This window comes from Ignicoccus sp., assembly GCF_056435145.1.
On record NZ_JBWNMZ010000017.1, the window covers coordinates 60,140 to 79,378 of the forward strand.

The following is a 19,239-nucleotide window of genomic DNA, read 5'->3' on the forward strand; positions in this document are numbered from 1 at the left end:
TTGAAGGTAATACTCCGAAGGGTGGGCGACGTATCTACAGAGGTACTCGTGAGGACAAAGGGAGCAATAATTAGGGAGACCGGCTTGTCGGTCTTGATAGACTATCACAAGTTACAGCCCAACTTGGAGGCCTACAACTGGGAGAGGAAACAATACCTAGCCTCTAAGCTATTAAAAATGTTAGGGAGGGTCAACGGGTTCTTGACTTTGTACATAATAGACGCCGACGGCTACGAGGAAGGCCTGAACTTCGTGTTCGGCGTGGCCTTACCAGCCCTCGGGGTGGGGGCCGTGTTCCTCTCGAGGTTGAGGAACGAGTTCTACGGGTGGCCCCCCGACGAAGAAAAGTTCCTGAAAAGAGTAGAGAAGGAGGTCTTACACGAGCTCGGTCACTTGCTCGGGCTCTCCCACTGTCCTAACCCGAAGTGCGTTATGAGCTTCTCTAACTCGATATTGGACGTGGATGAGAAGGAAGCGGCCTTTTGTGAGGTGTGTAAAAAGAAGTTAATGAGCGGACCTTTGGGGAGCAGGGGCTATTAGCTTGTCTACTAGGTATTCCGATATGTGTTTCACTTGTACGTCTTGGATGCCGTAATCCTTGCCGTGCCACCTTATTCCTCTCTGTATCGTTTCTATACAAGCTGGACAAGCCGTCAATACTAGCTTGGCACCGCTCTTCGCGATGTCGTCTACCTTCCTTCTGGTTGCTAGCTTCAGGCGTTCTTCTATTCTCTTCTCGAACTCCTCTTCGTCGGGAGGCAGCCTTATCTCTTGACCTACCAGCTGACTCATCATCGCTCTCACCTCCCTCAGTATACAGCCTATGCCTCCCCCTCCTCCGCAGCAGTAGTTCATCTCTCTGTTGTGGGGCAAGTCTCTGTAGCCCTTGCTGGCCGCCTTCAGCAGCTCTCTAGGGGGCTCGAACACCCTCGAGTGTCTCCCCATTTGACACGGGTCGTGCCAAGTTATGGGCTCGTTGACTTGTTTGAACGCTATTTTTCCTTCTCTGAGCAACATATTTAAGAGTTCGGTGATGTGAATTACCTTCCACTCCGGCTTCTTCCCCAATATCTTAACTATTGTTGGGTACATAGTGAACCTGAAGGTTGGGTAGGGGAAGCCTCCGTCCATCATTACTACGTACTTTGGCTTTATCTTTTCGATGTATTCTACGATCCTCCTCATGACAGCTGTTGCGTTCTCGCTCCTCCCAATGACTACCGATATGGGGGACCTTATGCCTAATGGCTCCCGCCACGTCGTCCAAGTAACGAGTCCAGCCTCTTTGAGCTTGTTTAATATCCCCACAGTAGCTACGAACCCCTCCCTCATTAACATCGCGTCCGTCAGCCAGCCCAGGAACAGAACGTCTACGTTCTGTTTGTCAAACTCTATTTCCCCGTATTTCTCTTGCGCTTCTTTGAGTGCGTCCTCCCAAATGCCCTTCAGACCAGGTATCTTCATATGCATGTTTTGTACTTCTATAGCTTCAAACAAGTTCAGCAAGGTTGGTACATATCCGGCTTCGGTCAGTATGCTCTTCAGCAGCCCTATCATGGTGCCGCTATGAATGCCTACCGTACACGTGTAGTAGCAGTGGCCGCAGTTGGTACAAGCGTACGCGAGGTCCATTAATCTCTTCATGTCTTCTTCGGTCTTCGGTTTGTCCGCACCTACCAGAGGTCCAAGTAGCCTGCCCAGTATGGTCATCTCTTTGCGGTATATCTTCCTGAGGTCCTCGGCCTTGTTTACTGGGCTATACTGGGGGCCCGCTACGAAATACGGGCACGCCGGGGCGCACGTTCCACAGTTCAAGCAGTCCTCTATATAATGAATTAATACTGCATCTACTTTTTTCATGGCTTTCTTTATTGCTTCGTCTATGCTAACCTTCTGTGACATTAACATTTGCATCATGCGGGAAAAGTCCATGCTTTCACTCATATCGCCTCACCCCTCTTAACTTCCAAGTCATACCATTCGTGGAGCTTGCCGTACCAATAACCAAAAACGAAGTGCCAGTACTTGCTAAACGGTATGTACATCAAGAGGAGCTCGGCGAATAGCACGTGGAGGCCCAGCACATTGCGGTAAACAGCTACGTTGCTGGAGGGCCAGTGCCTAGCAGCTGCGTATCCAAAGAACACTATGAGGAACAGCAGCGCGTACGCTACGAAGTCACCTATCCTTGCCGGCGTGTGGTTATGTTTCAGCACTATTTCGGTCAGCCTCAACGCGCACTTGTAACCTATAGCTATCAGCACTAGCAGCGCCATCAAGTCTCCGTTAAGCACTACTGTCAGCGGCCCCCATATGGTATTAACGAACGCGAACGACATGTTACTGGAAGGGGTAACTGGTGAGGTGACCGTTAGTACGGCTGTAGTCATACTCAGTGGTACGTTGAAGGGCCACAAGTTTATGTAACCCGGAATGTAGTACACCCAGAACGCTATGTGCTCGCCCATTAAGAACAGCAAAGGTATGACTCCGATTATGTGGAGGAATACTAGTCCGGTAACGAAGTCATCCGGCCTGGTCTTGGCGCTGAAGAGTATCGGCCTTATGAACGTCATTATTAAGCCTTTTATCAACTCCGGGAAGGCATTTTGGCCCTTTTGGGCGGGCCCTATCCTCGCATTAAGCAGCATCTTTACTACTCTGTATGTGAACCCCGCACTGAAGACGAACACCGATGGTATCAGTAAGTAGTACACTGCAAAGTTGAACAAGTCGCTGGGCGACCCCCAACCTCCGACCGTCACGATCCCTCACCCTCCGGCCAAGACTCGATCCTAAAACGGCCTACTTTCTGTTAAGTAAGCAAAAATAAAAAGTCTATTGTATAGTACACGCGTTAGTGAGTAATTTCTTGACGCTCTTAAGAACCTTCTTGTTTTGTACGAACTCTATGTGAGCGGCGCAAGCTATACACGGGTCGAAGCTCCTTATCGCCCTTACGAAGTCCAGACCAGTCCACTTTGTTGGCTCTACCTCCTCGCTCACTACCGTGTGAAGAGCTGCTGCTTCGAACGGGCTTAGGCAGTAGCCCTCTGGGCTCTTGGTCACCCAAGGCTCGTTGGAGCAGTACTTGGCTAACTCTCCCTTGGGGGCTCTCGGGCCTACGTTCTGGGTGGTCGGGGCGTGTATTTGGTAGTTGGCTATCCTCCCGCTCTTAACGACTATCCAGTGCTCCACGTTACCTCTGGGCACTTCGAGCTGGCCGAAGCCCAACGAGAAGGTCGGCTCCTTCCAAGGCCTCGACGCTTGCGTCATACCCTTGCTGTTTATGTAATATAACCCTCTGAGTACGAAAGCCCAAGCGTCGGCTACGTCTACGGCCATGTCGAATGCCCTCGCCCTCACTCTCTCTATGGTGGTACTCTTGGAGGGGGCGTAGTAGGTGAAGGTCACCTCTTCCCAAGTTCCCTTGGGTAAGTCGGTCACGTTGCGAGACGCCGGCAAGGTTACTTCTATCTTGCCGCCGCCGTGCTTGACGGGCGCACCTTCGTCCTCTACCCAGCCTTTTAAGTTGCTATAAGCCATTACGTACATCTTTGCTATCGGACCTACCTCGTACGGGTATAGCTTGCCCTTCCAGTAGAGCCTAACTGTGGCAGCCCAGCTGTATTTACCGCTCCAGCTGCTGTCCGTAGGCCTTGGTATCGTGGTCTTATTCCACGGGTGATACCAGATCAACGTCTCGTCGCCGCCCACCAACGGGTTCCCCGCGGGGTCGGTCTTCGTGAAGAGGGTGGTCTTGTCTTTCCATTCGTCGTAGAAGGAGCTATCTACGAGCTCAACTACGTTCCTCTGATGCTCGGTTATGTCTTCGGTCACCAACTCTCCTCCTATGTAGAGTCCCGGCGGCGCGGCTCTCTTCTTGGCTACCTCGTCTATCTTCTCGTATATGGTTTTGTAATCGTCGCCCAACTGACTGTAAGCCTCTGGGTCGTCGAAGACGCCGGAAGAGTAGAGTATAGGCTTCGCGTAGGTGTAGCCCTCGTTTTCATAGTTGCAGTTCTTGTTATAGAAGTCAGCGAGGTCCATCCATACGGCAACCACGAACTTAACCCAAGCGGTTAGTTGGGTCAAGCGGAAGGCGTACCCTTCGAAGAGGTATTGCGCGGTGCTCAAGTCGGTGCTTATCCCGCCTGGTATCAAGGTTGCCGGGTGGGAGTGCCTTCCGTATATGAGCACTCCGGCCTCCCTAGCTATTCTTTGATACTTCACGGTGAGTTGCCATATCCTTCCGGTTATCGGGTTCATGTCCTTCATTATGTCAGCTATAGTCCTATAGCCATGGACGGCCGAATACTCGGCCGGGGTAGTCTTGGCCGCTTCCCAACAGCTGGGGGTCAGCTTGCTGACAGCCACTTCGCTGTAGTCTGGCCCTCCCAGCAAGTTAAGTATTATGGCGTGGTCGTAGAGCAGGTCGGTCATCACGAACGCCATGTTCCTTAAGACTACTCCTAAGGGCGTGGGTACTGCGCCCAACGCCATGTCTGTGGCCATAGTGGCCGCGTTGGCGTGGCTGGCACCACAAACTCCACAGATCCTAGAGGATATGGCGATTGCGTCCTCTGGCGGTCTCCCCCTCATGAAGACCTCGAAACCCCTGAACATAGTTGCGAATACCCACGTGTTGTTAGTCTTCTTGGTGGTTACATCCACTTCGGCCTTGAGGCCCAAGTGGCCTTCAATCCTCGTTATCGGGTCTATGTAGATCTCAGCTTTGTTACCCTTTATCCTCCTCACGTTAGGAGCTATGAGGACCATCTTGGGGTCCTTCTCCTCTTTCTTTAGCGGACGGTTAGATCTCTCGGACATGGTCCCTCACCCCCTCACCCTTTTGCCTTTTTAGAGAGCGCGTACCCGACCACGGCGCCTATAGCGGCCGCCCCTACGGCCGTCGCCAAGGCCTCGGGCGCGCTGGGGGCGGCCGGGGCCGGGAGCGGCTTATAGAAGGGCTCGTACGCGTCGCTAAAGCCCGGCATGGTACAACCTATGCAGACGCCTCCGGTCCTCGTCGGACCGCCCACGCCGTTGACCCACCCGACCTTGTTCCACGGACAATTTGCCGCCGGGCCTTTGCACCCTACCGCGAACAAGCACTTCGCGTCGTTGTCTCCCGGCAACCTCCTTAAGTCGCCGGCCGCGTAGTAGCCGGCTCTAGGACACTGTTCGTGAACCGTGCGACCGAACAAGTACTTCGGCCTCGCGTACTGGTCCAGCCACTCGGAGGCCCTCGGCAAGGGGACCACCTTCGGGTAGAGGGCGGCGAGGACTAAGTGAACCAGCACCCTCAGTATGCCGTTGCCGTTGGTCGGGCACCCGGGCACTGCCACGGCGGGCTTACAAGTGCTTTCTGGGCTCAGCTTTGGGTCACAGTCCCTGAAGATGTAGTTAAAGTACGGAGTGAAGTTAGGCATCTCCGCATGGCGGCTTATCAAGCCTTTGTAGCCCTTGAGGGGGTCGTCGAAGAAGCCCACTGCCCCTGTAGGGGCCAAGCTCCACTCCGGATAGCTCCAACCCGGAGGCGGCTCGAGGACCTTGTTTGACGGTATGCCTCCGTAAGAGGCACAAGTCCCGGCCGTGACTACGGCCACGGCCCTTTTAGCCAACCTGTGTATCCACTCAGTACAAGTTATGACGCGCCCGTTCTCCTCGCCTACGAAACAGTAGTAGCCACAGCGGTTCGGGTCTTTACAGAACTTCCTCGCGTGGTTCTCGTCAGGTATTGAACCCTCTATGACTAGGACGTAGGGGTCGTAAGCGCCGCTTTCGGCGAGCCTGAGTATTTCTATTGCTCCTTCGCCCCACTCCGGCATAACTGTGTCGTGGAACGCCAGCCCCACCGTGCCGGGGCCCGCTAGGTGGATCGCTCCGGTTAAGACGTCAATTAAATCTGGATCCGTGGCTTGGATCAAAGAGGTGGTGTCTCCCGTACAGCTCTGGGCCTCGAACCAGACTATGTTAACTTTGCCCTTCCTGACGGCTTCCTTGAACATTTCCATAGCGTTTGCCCAGTCTATGTTGCTTAGCGCGCCCAACAGTAGGGTACTTGCTCCCAATTTCTTGAGGAATTCCCTACGAGGCTTGCTGACGCTCATGCTCTCACCGCAATTCTTGGGAGCTCTAACCCACATATCCGAAAGGTAAGTTAAACTATATACTCTTCTTTTCCGGTCGGTAAGTTACTTGGCCGAAACTATTTTTATTACCATTCCGTCCTCTACCTCGGCATCGGCCCCCAATCTCCTTCCGCTCTTGACGTCTATTGCGTATAGAAAGCCTTTGGCCAAGTCTGTGTGTATCTGGGCTGCGAACTCCCTCAGCTTAGTTCCCTTAGGGACGAGCCTCGCCTCCGGCAACACCCTTCCCTCGCTGTCAGTGAACTTGTTGGCATCGTGTACGGGGTAAACGACTACCATCTCCAGCTGGTTGAAGACGGCCTCGTTGAGAGACTGCACCACCCCGGTGTTGCCCCACCGCTCGAATACCTTCTTTTCGATCATTTCTAGAACTCTCTTCTGCTTCTCAGTTAGTTTCTTCTCATTTACTACTTGGAAGCTGGAGTCGCCCGGCACGTATTCTACCGCGCCAACCTTGGCCGCCTTCCTAAGTATCAGCTCAGCGGCTGCAGAGGTGGGGACCACTGGGGTCCTCTGGTAGGCCTCCTTCAACGCCTCAACTCCCCTTTCGGCAAATTCTGAATCGGACTTGTTGGCCACTATAACCTTTGGTCGGAGTTCGACCACCTTTCTTACAAACCTCTTCAAGTCGTCGTCGCTCCACTTCGCTAAGTTTTCGTCGAGGGAGAGCTCGTTTAGGGCATTTATTATTTCCCGATCCTTAACGCTAAATCCGCTTAGCCTTTCCTTCAACGCTTCTGCTGCCTTGATACCCATAGTTGAAACCTTCGTGACGAAACTCTTCCAATCCTTCTTTAGTTGGGAGTAGACCCAGCCGGAGAACTCGTCCACGAGGATCTTCACGTCCTCTGCCGGGTTGTGGGTGCCCGGAGGCACTGGGTTGCCTTCGGCGTCTGTGCTGCCCGAGGCGTCAACCACGATCAACAAGGCGTCTGCCTTCCTCACTTCGTCGAGGAACTTAGTCCCTAAGCCCCTCCCCTCGGCCGCCCCGGGGACCAAGCCGGCCACGTCTACCAGCTTTACTGGTATGAACCTCTGCCCCTTCAAGCAGTAGCCGTTCAAAGGGTCGCACTTCGGTAAGCCTAGCTCTACGTGCGCGCACCTCTTCCTAACGAACGCTACGCCCACGTTCGGGTCTATGGTTACGAACGGTCTGTTTTCGGCCTCCACCTCAACCATGGTTGCTGCACTGAAGAATGTAGACTTCCCAACGTTGGTTTTGCCTACCACTCCCAAAAGGGGCATCAAGACTATCTTATACCCGCCGTGTGGAGGCCGGGGGGCAAATTTATGATGAAGACCTTAGGGTCCGAAGGGTGAGGAGCCCACCCTTGTCTGAATAAACTTTTAAGGGTAAGATAGGAGGGGCGAGCGGAGCCTCGCGGGGGTGCCCGAGCCTGGCCAAAGGGGTCGGGCTGAGGACCCGATGGCGTAGGCCTGCGTGGGTTCAAATCCCACCCCCCGCACCAAAACCTTCCAGATCGGACCTTCAAGCCCTCTCCAGATCCCTTCATTTACTCTCCGGCTACTCAGCCCAGGGGGAACCCCTTTGAGTGAGGACTCCGACACTCGCACCAAAATCCTCCAGGCCGCCAGAGAAGTGTTTGCAGAACAAGGCTTTCAGAAGGGTTCTATAGAGAACATAGCCAAAAGGGTCGGGGTGTCTAAGACCCTAGTTTTTTGGTATTTCAAAAACAAGGAGAATTTAGTTGGCGAGGTAATAAAGACGGTCTCACCTTCAAGAATAGTCGAAGAGTGTTTGAAAAACAAGCTTACGGGCGACAAGATGATAGATTGTTTGGTAGATAAGTACTACGGGTTCTTGAAGGATGATATAAACGTTAAGCTTACCTTCCACTTACTCGACTTGGCTACTCTGAACTCCAAGTACAGAGAAATGTATGAGACTTTCTGCGAGGTCGACTTGAAAAATATAGTTAGGTTGGTGACGTGTAATGAGGAGCTCGGAGGACTCCTCGAGGCGCTCGCGAGGACCCTTCACGGGAGTCTGCTGTGCAACGTTTCGTCCGACACGCCGAAAGAGTACACGAAGGAGGTCCTAAAATCCTTATTCTCTAAGTATATGAAGTGTTAGCTCCCCCTCTTATAAGGTTTCGCGAGACCCCCGGCTCCGGGAAGTACGGTGGTTTGGAGGAGGAGAGGGATCTTTGACCTCTTCGACTACTTGCTAAGAGACATCGAGAGGGAGTTGAGCCTATTCGAGGAAGAGTTAGAGAGGGTCCTCGACGAAGCCATGAGGAGCGGCGGCAACGTCAGAGTTGAGCGCTTCGGGCCCTACGTCTACGGATTTTCGATAAGCATCGGTCCCGACGGAAAGCCGGTCGTCAGAGAGTTCGGAAACGTACGCAGAGGCCTTCTCGGGGCTGAAGTGAAGGAAGAGGAGTTCGAACCCTTAGTAGACGTCCTAGAAGAAGATGACAAGGTGACCGTAATAGCCGAACTCCCCGGCGCAGAGAAGGACAAGGTAAAGGTCAAAGTGGGAGAGAGCTACGTGGAGATAAGGGCCAGCAACGGCAAGAAGTATTACAAGAGAGTTACTCTGCCGACCAAGGTTAAACCGGAAACTGCAAGAGCTAAGTTCAACAACGGTGTTCTCGAGATAGTCATTGAGAAGAAGGAGAAGAAGAAAAAAGAGGGCGAAGTTGAGCTTTCGCCCGAGTGAGCTTGTAATCCTTAAAAACGTCCGCTTCCAGAACCCAAGTCTTTGAGCTTATTCTTATAGACTTTCTTACTATTGTTTATCATGCTGTTGATTCGTGAGCTCTTTCTTACCAGCTCGTACTCATCGAGTAGCTTCTTTAGCGCAAAGACGCTCTTCAACACTTTTCTGCCCTTTCTAGTGCTTTCGAGTTTCTTCCTCTCTTCCGGCCCCAGCTTCCCCTCCACTATCTTCTTTATCAACTTCGGGTTCCACGCGAACGCCTCTACGTCGACTAAGTCCAAGTCGGGAATCAAGGTGGCGTGACAGTACGGGCACTCGTAGTACTGAAGGACGTTCTCTAATGTTGGAACACCGTTGGAGTTGTGCTTGACGTAAACCTTTATCGCGCGCCCACAGTTGGAGCACACAAAAACTACCGGCACCTCGTTTCCCTAGAGGCCTTCCTCCGCGTGGCAAAGTATCTAAAAGGTCCATTTGGATACATATCTCAACTTCTTTATTAACCATCGGGGCTTTTCTATCCCTAATATCCCGGCCCCGTAGAGGGGGCTAAGCTCGCCGTAAACGGCTTCCTCCACTCTCGGGGGCTCCCAAAGTAGGTAGTCCCCCAGTTCCTCCAAAGCGCGAAGGAACACTTCCTTGTTCTTCGTAAAAACGCCGCCTCCTAGGACTACCGTCTCTGGATCGTAGAAAGCTATTACGGAACTGACGAAAGAGTTCAAAGCTTTCTTAAAGATATCAAAGGCTCTGCTATTTATCTTAATGATATTAAACAGCTCTGAGGCGCTTGAGGCTTCGAACCCCATCCGCTTGAAGTAGTTCGATATGTTGTTCCCGCCGAGCACGGCTTCCGCGTGGTCCGTCTTGCCACAGCCGCACTTCAAGTTGAGGCCTAAAGTCATAACGAAGTGACCCGCTTCGTGGGCGTTGCCCTCCCTCCCCAACAAGAGTCTCCCGTCAACTACAGCGCCCGTCCCGACCCCGGTACCGAAGGCCAAGTAGACCAAGTTCTCTACCTTTCTCGCCTTGAACTCCGCGTAGGCACCAGCGACACAATCGTTTATCACTAAAGCGGGAACCTTCAAGAGCTGCGTCAGAGGCCTTCCCACCTCTTGCTCCTTGACGTGGGAGTGGGGGTTAGAGACTATCTTTCCCTCGCTCATCTTCAAGGGTCCCATTGTAGATATAGCTAACGTCTCGACGTCCTTGTCCTCAAAGTAGTCCCGAAGGAGCGTCCAAACCGGCTCGTCCTTGGGCGTGGGGAACTCTTTCAGCCCTTTTAGAGTTCCGTTCTCGTATAGGGCGACCCGCGTCTTAGTTCCCCCGACGTCTGCGACGCCCACTGGGCGTTCGGATCCTTCATCATTATTAAGGTTACCCACGGTACTTCCCGCCAGCGCGGGTGCAGCCGAGTTGAAAAGGAAGTGGGAAAGGGAGCTCCGAATATATTGGTGTCCAGAGCTCAACGTGCCTGTTTTCCGGAGGCACGACTGCGAGGGGAGCGTTAGGCTCAAGCTCTTCGACCCCAAGGACCTTCGGCCTGCGTGGGAAGGGGACAGACTACACCTCTCGAGGGCCTTCGACGAGGAGGTGGGCGAAGGGGCATTCGAAGCATTGACCGGAGGTAGGATGGTCTTCCTAAATAAGACATCCGCCTTGGACCACGCCTACGAATTAGTCGTTGATGGAGACATATTGGCGAGGGTTATCTACGACCCGTTATCCGGAAAGTGGAGGGTCAGGTTGGGCTACCTAGGGGCCCTCAGAGCGCTCGAGAAAGGCTTCATAGACAAGGTAACCGTGGAGGAACCGAGGTCGGGCGAGGTAGTCGGGAGGGGACACAAGCAAGTCGCCCTTGTGGACAGGGAGGGGAGGGTAGTTGGCGTCGCCGTGCCAAAACGCGGTAAGCTCCGGGTGGACAAGACTTGGAAACACCCTCGCAAGGGGGCATTGAGCGAGAAGCCCCAGACGCTCAGAGACATATTAAAGGCAAACGAGGCCTACCTCCAAGAACTCTTGGAGTGGAGCCGTCGCGTGGCCTCAGAGGCCCCTGAGGGGGTTAGAGTAGTCTCCTTGTCTGGAGGGAAGGACTCGGCCCTAGTAGCTCAGATACTAAAGGAGATGGGAATAGAGGCTAAGCTGTTGTTTAATGATACCGGCATAGAACTGCCGGAGACGGTAAGGACCGTCGAGGAGGAGGCCGAGCACTTCGGTATGGAACTAATCGTGGCTTCTGCGGGAGACCTCTTCTGGAGGGCGGTGGAGCTCTTCTCGCCCCCGGCAAGGGACTTTAGGTGGTGTTGCAAGGTCCTAAAGTTAGGACCCATTGCAAAGACCTTAATCAAGTTTCGAAACGTCACCAACTTCGTGGGCAACAGGTGGTGGGAGAGCTTAGAGAGGGCCAGGGCTACACCAATAATGAAGATGAAGTACTTCCCAACTATAACTACGGTGAATCCCATCCTCCCGTGGCCCCAACTCTTGGAGTTCGCTTATCTGATAGACAGAAGGGTCCCGTTGAACCCTTTGTACTTTAAGGGCTTTGACAGGGTGGGCTGTTTCATGTGTCCGGGGGCTACGGCGTGGGAGTTCAGGCTGGTCAAGGATATTCATCCGGAGCTATGGGAGGAGTGGGAGGAGATCCTCAAGAGGTGGTCGGAGAGGTTGGGATACGGTGAGTGGTGGCCCAAGGGGGGTTGGAGGTGGTTGGCCCCGGAGGCGCCCAAGGTAGCTCTAGCCTCGAAGGCCGGCGAGAAGGTGGGTTGGAAGGAGGAGTACGCCAGAAGACAAGTGAGAGTCAAGTACAAATCTCACATTGTACGGGGCAATAAGGTTATCGTAAACATTGAGTACGACGTCAAAAGGGCTTTGGACTTAGCCAAGCTATTGGGAATAAAAAAGGAGGGGAACGTTGTGAACGGACCCAGAGGAACTTACAAGTTTATGGAGAACAAGATAGAAGTCGTCAGCAAGACTTCGAAACCCTTAGAAGAGGCCTTCGAGGCAGTTCGCGTAGTTCACGCCTCTAACGCTTGTGCGGGCTGCAAGATATGCGAGACTTGGTGCCCTACTGGGGCGATAAAGGTAATCGAAGAGAACGGGGAGTTCAGGCCGGTACTTGCGAGGCCCGAGGCGTGTGACGGCTGTAGGCTGTGCATGTACCTCTGCCCGTCTGCAGACGTTGTTGCCGACCACTTAATCGCTTCATTGATGTACGACAACCCTAAGGCGTGGAAGAGGCCTCAGAGACCCCACAAGGAAGTAGTCCAAAGGCTCGCCGAGGCCGCGTGGAGGGCGAAGGCGGGAAGGGACTCGTACAAGAGGAATGAGTAAGGTGTTAAAAAAATCTCTTTTGAGGGTTTAATTTGGGTTCTTATGGCCTCAAGTCTACTTTGCTAGCGCTTGCTGTACTTGGTTGAGCTGCTGCTGTAAGCTCTTTATTGCCAGCGCGTTCTCATAGTAGCTTATCATCTTGTTCAGTGCCTCCATAACTGTGTCGACTATGCCGAACCAGTGGGCGTAGTCGGGGCCCATCATGTAGGCTCCGTTCCTCCACCTCCTGCCCTGGTGGTGCCAGATGTAGTACCACATAACCTCCATGAACTCGTCCAGTTTGTTCTTGGGGTCGTGTATGCCTTGTGCCCATGCCTTCTTCAGGAGCTGGAAGGCGAACTGCGCAACTGCGTTGTAGTCCCAGAGGTTCTGGTCCGCCGTTCTGAAGAAGTTCTCGGTCCAAGAGCTGCTGTGGCAGAGCTCACAGACCTTCATCATTTCTTCTCTGTGTTCCTTGAGTTCGCCGGTGTATTCTACGGTCATGAGTCTGGGGAACTTAAGTTCGCCGGGGGCCGGTCCGAGGTCGACGACCTTGTAGCCCCTCAGGGCAACTTTCTCATAGCCCTTGCCGTTTAGTATGTTGCCGCCCATCACTATCTTGTTCTGAGTGTTGTCGGGCCACTTCGGCTTCGGCTGCGCGAAGAAGTGCATCTGGTCCCACACTAGCCTCTTAGTCAAGTCGTGAGTACCCTTCACTAGTATCATGCTGCCGTCGGGGCTAGCTATGGTGCTCATGTGGCACGTAGCACAAGTGGGCGCGTCGAAGTCCACACCGACCCTCCAAGGTATGTGCTCCATGTTGTACCTCTCCTTGTGAAGCGTGAAGATGTTACCGTGCTTGCTTTCCTCATATATTTCTATGTGTGGGTGGTCGTAGCCTATGTGGCACTGTCCACAAGTCCAAGGCTCTCTCGCTTGGGCTACGCTGAACTCGTGCCTCGGGTGGCACGCAGTACAAGTGCCTAGGCTTCCGTCGGGGTCGATTCTACCGGCGCCGTTGCTAGGCCAACCCCAATACTTCATCCTCTCCACGCCGGCGAAGCCTTTGACGTTCACGTTCTCCCTCTTGTAGGGTATTACCAGGCTGCCGTGGCACTCGTAGCACGCGTGGTACACGTAGGCGTTCTTAAAGCCTATGTAGCTCATTACGTTGCTGACCTTCTGGAAGTATTTGCTCTTGCCTACTGCACACTGTATGCTTAGCTCGGCCTCGAAGCCGACCCTCTTCGCTACGGTGGTGTTAAGTCCGCCGCTGGCCGGGTAGAGCGGGCTGACTATATTCTTGAAGTCGTAGTCGTAGGGGGTACCGAACATCTTGATGTACTTCTCCCACTTTTCGGGTACCTTTTCGCCGTTCAAGTACATGTACAGATACTTGACGTACTCTTTCCACCACTCCCAAGTTAGCATGTCTTTGTCCCTAGTGGCTGTGTACACCGGAGGAGTCATCTTGCCTATGAGGTTGTTTTCTTTGGCGTACTTGACTATCTTGGCATACCACGGGGAGAGGTTAGTGTTGAGGGAGGCGAAGCCGTGCCAAGTCCAGCTTATCTCCCTGGCCTCCTTGGGGTGGCACTGGCTACAGTCTTTGGCGGTCACGATGCTTACTATCTTGAAACCGAAGTGGTTGACAACGTCAACCCTCTCCTTATCCTTGAACATGCCGTGGCACTCGTAGCAGCCGACGTTGTAGGGGTAGTTCTGGAACTTCTTGGCTATTTGTTCGTTAGGAGAGCCTATGGCCTCGTAGAGCTTGAGCACGTTCTTGGGCACGTTCTTAGCGTGTTCGCTGCTCGCCCACTGCATGACTATGTCGGGGGTTGCTTGCATGTGGCACCCTACACAAGTCTTGGTCTGTGGGCTGGCGTTCGCCAAGGCTTCCTGTAGTTTGGCCATGCTGCTGACTTCGGCGAGGACCGGGGACGCTAGGACAGCCAACGTCAGTAAGGCGAGGACGGCTCTCGTTCTCATGGTGCCTCACTCCCTAACTGAGGCTCCTTCTGCGAGAATATAAGCTTGGGAAACTCCATAAGGGGGGCGAAAGCAAGCTCTCATTCCTTGCATTTGGAGTACAGCCTCAGCAAGTACTCTCGGGGCGATGGGTTACGCGTTACGGTGCGGCCTATTATTTCTGCGTCCGCCCCGAGCTTCACGGCGCTACAAGGCCTAGCTCCTTGAACTCCGACGCCAGGACTCAAGAGCTTTCGGGGCCAAACCTTGCGTATCCTCACTAGAAGCCCCGGCTTCGTGGCCGGGGCCACAACGCCGTCCGCGAGCTCGTAGGCTATCAAGATATTTTCCCTCCACATCTTGTTGATCAACTCGTCAGCGCCTTTGTGGCTCATCGCTACAACTAAGTAAAGCTCTTTTCTCAATTCGTTTAAGTGTTCCTTTAGCTCTCGGAGCGCTCTTTCCCGGCCTACGAAAGCGTGAGCTATAATTGCGTCGAACTCAAGCCTTCTTATTATATTTATCATCGTAAAGCTTATGTCTGCGAGCTTTAAGTCTAAGATGACGGGAGCCATCTTTCTGAGTGTGCGGAGCTCTTCTTTGCCTTCCAACAGTAAGGGCCAACCGACCTTGAACGCCACTACCAAGTCGTTCATCTGTTCGGCGATCGACAGAGCCCACTTCCACCCCTTACCTTTAGGGGGATCTAAGGAGACCACGACGGGCAAACGCGCCAATACTTTTCCCCTAGGCCTCGGATGAGGGGACTTTTGAGGGTGAAAGGAAGGAGGCTTGAGAGTTTAAGGAAACTGGAGGCGCTAGGAGTTAACGTCCCCCTTTACGCTACTATCACTCACGACGACTTTAGGAGGGCTACACACTTCAAGAAACAGTGTGCGGTGAGGTTCGACTATTTGGAGTGTCCCCTCTCTGACTTACCAGAAGGAGTGATAGTAGTCGGAGGATCCCCGCCCCTAATAGCTCACTCCTCGCCGTGCGTTGCTCCGCTCTTGCCGAAACTTTTGAAGTGTAAATTCTTAGCGCACGTAACTGACGTTACGATAAAAGATTCCGTTGGTGCTGGGGTAACCTTAAAAACAAAGGATAATAGAATAATGATAGAAGCTATAACCAAAGGTAGTGTGAGGGACGTCACTCGGAGGGGAGTGTTCGACGTCAGCGCGGACTTCGTCGGAAATCTCGTCGTGGCCAAGGGACCGGTGGAGGGGCTCTTGGGTTATTGTATGTACGAGAGCGCTAAGGTCGTCAAGAGGCTGCCGCCGGGAGCGTTGGAGTGGAGCTGTCACAAGGGTCGTTACGGGACAAAAGGCGACCACGTAGTCTTCTGGGAACTGATCGAGCTCTGAGACCCTCACGTAAGCTTGACCCTAGCGGCCACGCCCGGAGCGAAGATAGAACCCACCCACCTGCCGTTTCTGTCTACCCCTTCGAGCAACTCGCCGAAGAGGTCGTACACGTTGACGCTCATGACTGCCTCTACGTGCTTTCCGTCCTTCCATGCTGGCGACAAGACCACGCTCATATCGCCGGTCTCTGGAGTCGCCGTGTGTAGTCCGGTGAGGCCCGCGACCAAGACTTCTCCTTCCGCCCCCTCGCGGGCGTGAAGGGTTAAGTTGGTGTAACTTGGAGAGGGCGGCTGCGCGGGACTGCTTCTATACCCTCTGCCCACGAAGCCCAATTTGCTGCCCCAGTACAAGTCTCCTAAGAACGCGTTTACCCTCCCCTCGTCTACTAGGACGTACGGCTCCGATTTGATACCTTCCTCGTCGCATCCGTGGCTCTCCGGACCTCCCGGCAGAGTCGGGTTGTCGCTCAACGTGAAATCTTCGTTAAAGGCTTGCTCTCCGAGTCTCCCGCTCAAGGGGCTTTTTCCGCGCACTACGTTATTGGCATAGAAAGCTTCTGCGAGGAACTCTAACAGCTCGGCAACCGCCCTAGGGTCGAAGTAGACTAGGTACTCTCCGGTTATCCTCTCGGGTCGCAGTTCGAGCGTCTTCGCCTCCTCGAAGACTTTCTCAGCGAAGGCATCCACGTCCGGAGGCGAGGTCCTCGACACGTAGACGTCGCTTACGGCCTTAGTTAAGTAGCCGTTAACCCTCTTGGAAGCTGCCACGAAGGCCTCAACGCGCGTCTCGTCCTCTTCGTACTCTCCGCCCTCCGTGTTGACTACGGCCCACTTACTCACTTCAAGACCCACCGATCCCATAACGTTTAACTCTTCATCAGCCAACTCAATTATTCTCTTAGTAATATCAAGAACGAAGTCCAAATCATTGGATGCCAAACTTTTACTAAAGGTTCCGGGGACGGGAGAACACCTCGTGGAGGGGAAGCCCGGCCACCACTCGACCTTTTTGGAGACCCTTGAGACTTTCTCGGCCCTTTCGTATAATTCTTTAACCACTTTGCCAAGATCCTTGGTTTCGTCTAGGGTAGTTGAATAGAAGCCTACCTTTCCGTCTCTAACAACTCTAACCGCTACGTAGCTCTCCGTGCCGGCGCTGAGCCATTTCAGCTTACTGTCGTCTATTTCGCTCCTTAAAATTTTATACTTCGTTATGTACACTTCCGCGTCCTTCATTCCGCTTAAGCTTATTTCTTCCAACAACGGCGGCTCCCCAACGCTGACAAGAGGGGGTTTTACGGTAAGTTGTCCAAGAAACTGAAGGGCTTGGTAGACCTCTTGAAGAGCCTCGTGTACTCGCCGTCCCTTTCCACTTGATACCCCTTGCTCTCTGCAACCTCTTCGTCCACCTCTCCGGCTACTCTAATGCTGACTTCGTATGTGCTCTCAGAGACGCTCCACCTCACTACAGTTTCTTCCTTGGTCGCCACTACGTTATACTTAATTATGGTATCTCCAATTAGGTTCTTTATGACTGCTCTCCTTACGGAGGTATTGTAGCCTTTAGCCTTCAACTTCTCGGCGACCCTTTCGGCCTCTGCCCTCAACCTCTCCTCGTCCAAAGCCTTCCCCTCACCTATTTCGCCAGGGAGCTCAAGAGCTTGAGGTGACGGCGCAACGCCCAGAGGTCCAGCTTGTCTGGCGTGTCGAAAGGGGAACCGAAGCTCTCTGTGAGCCCCCCTATTGTTAAGTATAACTCCTCGCTGCCCAAGCCCTTAGGAGAAACGCCTATCCCGTCTATTAGGACGGCAACGTCACACATAGTTAACAAATCTTCCCACCGAGAGTATCGGGGCACCAATATCAAGGTGTTGGAAGTGTTGAGCACGCTTAAGGCAGCTATGGCTGTGGCCGAGTGCGCGAAGCCGTACCACAAGGCGTCGTAGAAGGTTATTATACACGTCGGACGACCCCTCTTGACGTAGGCTACCGCGCCCTCCGCTTCGCCCCAAGAGGCGGCTTCGAAGTCACCCTCCCTCATAGACTTCATTACTAGTTTCTTGAAGTCTGTGGGAACAACGATCGCCGGCGAGGTCAAGACCCTTCTCACGCGGGGGAGCACGGCGCCGTCAAATACCAGGGTCCCGGCGTTCTCAAACTCGACGTAGTCGGCGACTACGAAGTTTTCCGAAGAGCCCAAGCCCGCGGGCAAGCACGGAACCCTCTTCCCAAACGCTCTGACCGTACACCCCCACCTCTCGACGACGAAGCCGGGCACCTCCACATCTTTGAAAGAGTAATACTGACTGAGGAAGTTAACCCTCTCCTTGGCCAGCTCTAGCGGACTCGCGTGGTAGTGGGAGAGCTCAGAAGCCCTTCGGACCACTTCTTCAAGTTTTCCAAGCACTCTCTCAAGTCCTCCAACGCCTTTGGGTGGGCAACAGGGGGCTTGAAATTCTTGACCTCCTCGTCGTAGCGCCTTAGGCACTGCACGCACTCTATCCCTAGCTCCGCGCAAGCCTCCATAACTGCCTTGAAGCTCTCACTGTCTGGCTTCAAGTAAACCAACACCTTCTCGTAGTGACTCCCATGCTTTTCTAGGTACTTCCTCACCCTTTCTTTAGTCACTTTGACGTAGAGCTCCTTTATCTCGTCAGTCTCTTCCCACTCGGGCCAGTCGTAGGCGTTAAACGGATACTCGTCGGCAAACTCCTCTGGAACGACGCCGGGCGAGCTCACAGCCACCATGTGTATTTTCCGCAACACCTCCAACTCTCTCAACACTTTCCTTATGCTTCTCCACGTCTTACTCTTGTAATAGGGTTTCTTGTACGAACACGGAACGAATAGTAAGACTTTCTTCTTTTTGGGGGGTTCGTAGAAGTGGATCAAGAATTGTTGCCAGACCTCGTAATAAGGGTGAAGCAGGGCCTCTTTGGACGCTCCAACTATCTTCTTCCTCAGCTGCCTTGGGAACCTGGGCCTAAACGCGAAGTTGCTGCTGTCCACTTGAACACGCGGGTCGTGGAGCCACCTCTCTACGACCTCGTAGAACTCGTCCGGAGGGAGAGGCTTCCACTTACCCTCTATCCACATCTTGAAGAGCGGGCTGTCACTGTGAGGATATGTGTTTATAATCACCACCTCGTCCGAGTACTTCAAAGCCAGCTCTACTGTCGTATCAAGCAAATCCCTCCAGTTTTCAACAGGCGGGTTTGCTAAGACATAAGTCTTTACCTTTACACCAACCTCTCTGAGCAATGTTGCCTTGGAAACGTATTTGGACACGCTCATGGCTGGATACTTGCCCAACTTCTTCAACGCTTCGTCGTCAGCTACTTCCAAGCCTAAGGAAACGACGAGCGAGTACTTCCGCCCCAGGAAGGGTTGCAACCTCTCGTAAGTGATGAAGTCCGGCAAGCTCTCCACTTGCAGCTCTTCCAAACAAGGAGTTTCGGCCCTCTCCGCCAACCAAAGCCTCAACCAAGGCGGGTACTGGGCGTCGTCGAAGAGGCTCCCCGAAGTGTATACCTTCAGTCTCCTCGGGTTAGAAGCTAAGGCTTTATTCACCTTTTCCATGAAGGACTCTGGAGAGTCTCTACCGACCCTCTTCCCCCATCCGCAGAACACACAAGCGCCCCACGAACACTTGCCGAGCTCGCCCACGACAGCCTTCTCCTCAGTCGCCCAGCACACTGCAGCGCATCCAGGGGAAAGCGGATAAGTTAGGGTTAGTAAGGTTAGGGGCAACG

At 53.5% G+C, this 19,239-nt stretch carries 18 protein-coding genes and 1 tRNA gene; 6 read left to right on the top strand and 13 right to left on the bottom strand.

The window, feature by feature from the left end; all coding sequences use genetic code 11:
* Positions 1–540 carry an archaemetzincin family Zn-dependent metalloprotease gene (locus AC1HCZ_RS06070; protein ID WP_479462644.1) on the top strand — a complete coding sequence of 180 codons (540 nt, stop codon included), beginning with the start codon at positions 1–3 and terminating at the stop codon, positions 538–540.
* On the opposite strand, the gene AC1HCZ_RS06075 is transcribed toward AC1HCZ_RS06070, so the two are convergent.
* The 5 genes from AC1HCZ_RS06075 to AC1HCZ_RS06095 form a co-directional block, all read right to left on the bottom strand.
* Positions 505–1,944 (bottom strand): (Fe-S)-binding protein, encoded by a 1,440-nt coding sequence (locus AC1HCZ_RS06075; protein WP_479462645.1) that lies wholly within the window; start codon positions 1,942–1,944, stop codon positions 505–507. The genes AC1HCZ_RS06070 and AC1HCZ_RS06075 overlap by 36 nt on opposite strands.
* Positions 1,941–2,765 carry a hypothetical protein gene (locus AC1HCZ_RS06080; protein ID WP_479462646.1) on the bottom strand — a complete coding sequence of 275 codons (825 nt, stop codon included), beginning with the start codon at positions 2,763–2,765 and terminating at the stop codon, positions 1,941–1,943. Before AC1HCZ_RS06080 ends, AC1HCZ_RS06075 begins: the two co-directional genes overlap by 4 nt.
* Before the next feature lie 73 nt (positions 2,766–2,838).
* Positions 2,839–4,830, bottom strand: a complete 1,992-nt coding sequence (locus AC1HCZ_RS06085) for a nickel-dependent hydrogenase large subunit (RefSeq protein WP_479462647.1) — start codon at positions 4,828–4,830, stop codon at positions 2,839–2,841.
* Between the two features lie 14 nt (positions 4,831–4,844).
* Positions 4,845–6,113 (bottom strand): NADH-quinone oxidoreductase subunit B family protein, encoded by a 1,269-nt coding sequence (locus tag AC1HCZ_RS06090; protein WP_479462648.1) that lies wholly within the window; start codon positions 6,111–6,113, stop codon positions 4,845–4,847.
* 84 nt (positions 6,114–6,197) lie between these two features.
* Positions 6,198–7,400, bottom strand: a complete 1,203-nt coding sequence (locus AC1HCZ_RS06095; RefSeq protein WP_479462691.1) for a redox-regulated ATPase YchF — start codon at positions 7,398–7,400, stop codon at positions 6,198–6,200.
* Positions 7,401–7,536: 136 nt separating this feature from the next.
* Between AC1HCZ_RS06095 and AC1HCZ_RS06100 the strand changes: the two genes are divergently transcribed.
* From AC1HCZ_RS06100 to hsp20, 3 genes are all read left to right on the top strand, one after another.
* Positions 7,537–7,624: transfer RNA gene (locus tag AC1HCZ_RS06100), tRNA-Leu, on the top strand.
* Positions 7,625–7,704: 80 nt separating this feature from the next.
* Entirely contained in the window at positions 7,705–8,250 is a 546-nt protein-coding gene (locus tag AC1HCZ_RS06105) for a TetR/AcrR family transcriptional regulator (RefSeq protein WP_479462649.1), read from the top strand.
* A 48-nt stretch (positions 8,251–8,298) separates the two neighbouring features.
* A complete protein-coding gene (gene hsp20 / locus AC1HCZ_RS06110) occupies positions 8,299–8,838 on the top strand; it encodes an archaeal heat shock protein Hsp20 (RefSeq protein WP_479462650.1) in 540 nt (179 codons plus the stop codon).
* Positions 8,839–8,849: 11 nt separating this feature from the next.
* Here hsp20 and AC1HCZ_RS06115 read toward each other — a convergent pair whose 3' ends face one another.
* Entirely contained in the window at positions 8,850–9,260 is a 411-nt protein-coding gene (locus AC1HCZ_RS06115) for a hypothetical protein (protein ID WP_479462651.1), read from the bottom strand.
* Between the two features lie 39 nt (positions 9,261–9,299).
* The gene (locus AC1HCZ_RS06120; RefSeq protein WP_479462652.1) at positions 9,300–10,181 is read right to left on the bottom strand and encodes an ROK family protein; all 882 of its coding nucleotides are present in this window, start codon (positions 10,179–10,181) and stop codon (positions 9,300–9,302) included.
* 70 nt (positions 10,182–10,251) lie between these two features.
* Here AC1HCZ_RS06120 and AC1HCZ_RS06125 point away from each other — a divergent pair, with 70 nt between their 5' ends.
* Entirely contained in the window at positions 10,252–12,171 is a 1,920-nt protein-coding gene (locus AC1HCZ_RS06125; protein ID WP_479462653.1) for a phosphoadenosine phosphosulfate reductase domain-containing protein, read from the top strand.
* Between the two features lie 54 nt (positions 12,172–12,225).
* Here AC1HCZ_RS06125 and AC1HCZ_RS06130 read toward each other — a convergent pair whose 3' ends face one another.
* Both AC1HCZ_RS06130 and AC1HCZ_RS06135 read right to left on the bottom strand, forming a co-directional pair.
* Positions 12,226–14,142, bottom strand: a complete 1,917-nt coding sequence (locus AC1HCZ_RS06130; protein WP_479462654.1) for a multiheme c-type cytochrome — start codon at positions 14,140–14,142, stop codon at positions 12,226–12,228.
* A gap of 80 nt (positions 14,143–14,222) precedes the next feature.
* The gene (locus AC1HCZ_RS06135; protein ID WP_479462655.1) at positions 14,223–14,858 is read right to left on the bottom strand and encodes an orotidine 5'-phosphate decarboxylase / HUMPS family protein; all 636 of its coding nucleotides are present in this window, start codon (positions 14,856–14,858) and stop codon (positions 14,223–14,225) included.
* 33 nt (positions 14,859–14,891) lie between these two features.
* Here AC1HCZ_RS06135 and AC1HCZ_RS06140 point away from each other — a divergent pair, with 33 nt between their 5' ends.
* Positions 14,892–15,488 carry a hypothetical protein gene (locus AC1HCZ_RS06140; RefSeq protein ID WP_479462656.1) on the top strand — a complete coding sequence of 199 codons (597 nt, stop codon included), beginning with the start codon at positions 14,892–14,894 and terminating at the stop codon, positions 15,486–15,488.
* A 5-nt stretch (positions 15,489–15,493) separates the two neighbouring features.
* Here AC1HCZ_RS06140 and AC1HCZ_RS06145 read toward each other — a convergent pair whose 3' ends face one another.
* From AC1HCZ_RS06145 to AC1HCZ_RS06160, 4 genes are read right to left on the bottom strand one after another with little or no spacing between them, the layout of a single operon-like run.
* Positions 15,494–16,747 carry a TldD/PmbA family protein gene (locus AC1HCZ_RS06145; RefSeq protein WP_479462657.1) on the bottom strand — a complete coding sequence of 418 codons (1,254 nt, stop codon included), beginning with the start codon at positions 16,745–16,747 and terminating at the stop codon, positions 15,494–15,496.
* Between the two features lie 35 nt (positions 16,748–16,782).
* Complete coding sequence (locus AC1HCZ_RS06150) at positions 16,783–17,109, bottom strand: hypothetical protein (RefSeq protein ID WP_479462658.1); 327 nt, start codon at positions 17,107–17,109, stop codon at positions 16,783–16,785.
* Positions 17,110–17,123: 14 nt separating this feature from the next.
* Positions 17,124–17,894, bottom strand: coding sequence for a hypothetical protein (locus AC1HCZ_RS06155; protein WP_479462659.1), 771 nt, complete (start codon positions 17,892–17,894; stop codon positions 17,124–17,126).
* Positions 17,825–19,183: a DUF5591 domain-containing protein gene (locus AC1HCZ_RS06160; RefSeq protein WP_479462660.1), complete on the bottom strand. Its 1,359-nt coding sequence runs from the start codon at positions 19,181–19,183 to the stop codon at positions 17,825–17,827. The genes AC1HCZ_RS06155 and AC1HCZ_RS06160 overlap by 70 nt, the downstream gene beginning before the upstream one ends.
* Positions 19,184–19,239: the final 56 nt, after the last annotated feature.

Bases quoted from the DNA above. Each gene is read 5' to 3' on its own strand.
- AC1HCZ_RS06085 (WP_479462647.1), bottom strand. From the start codon at position 4,830: ATGTCCGAGAGATCTAACCGTCCGCTAAAGAAAGAGGAGAAGGACCCC.
- AC1HCZ_RS06075 (WP_479462645.1), bottom strand. From the start codon at position 1,944: ATGAGTGAAAGCATGGACTTTTCCCGCATGATGCAAATGTTAATGTCA.
- AC1HCZ_RS06130 (WP_479462654.1), bottom strand. From the start codon at position 14,142: ATGAGAACGAGAGCCGTCCTCGCCTTACTGACGTTGGCTGTCCTAGCG.
- AC1HCZ_RS06095 (WP_479462691.1), bottom strand. From the start codon at position 7,400: ATGCCCCTTTTGGGAGTGGTAGGCAAAACCAACGTTGGGAAGTCTACA.
- AC1HCZ_RS06090 (WP_479462648.1), bottom strand. From the start codon at position 6,113: ATGAGCGTCAGCAAGCCTCGTAGGGAATTCCTCAAGAAATTGGGAGCA.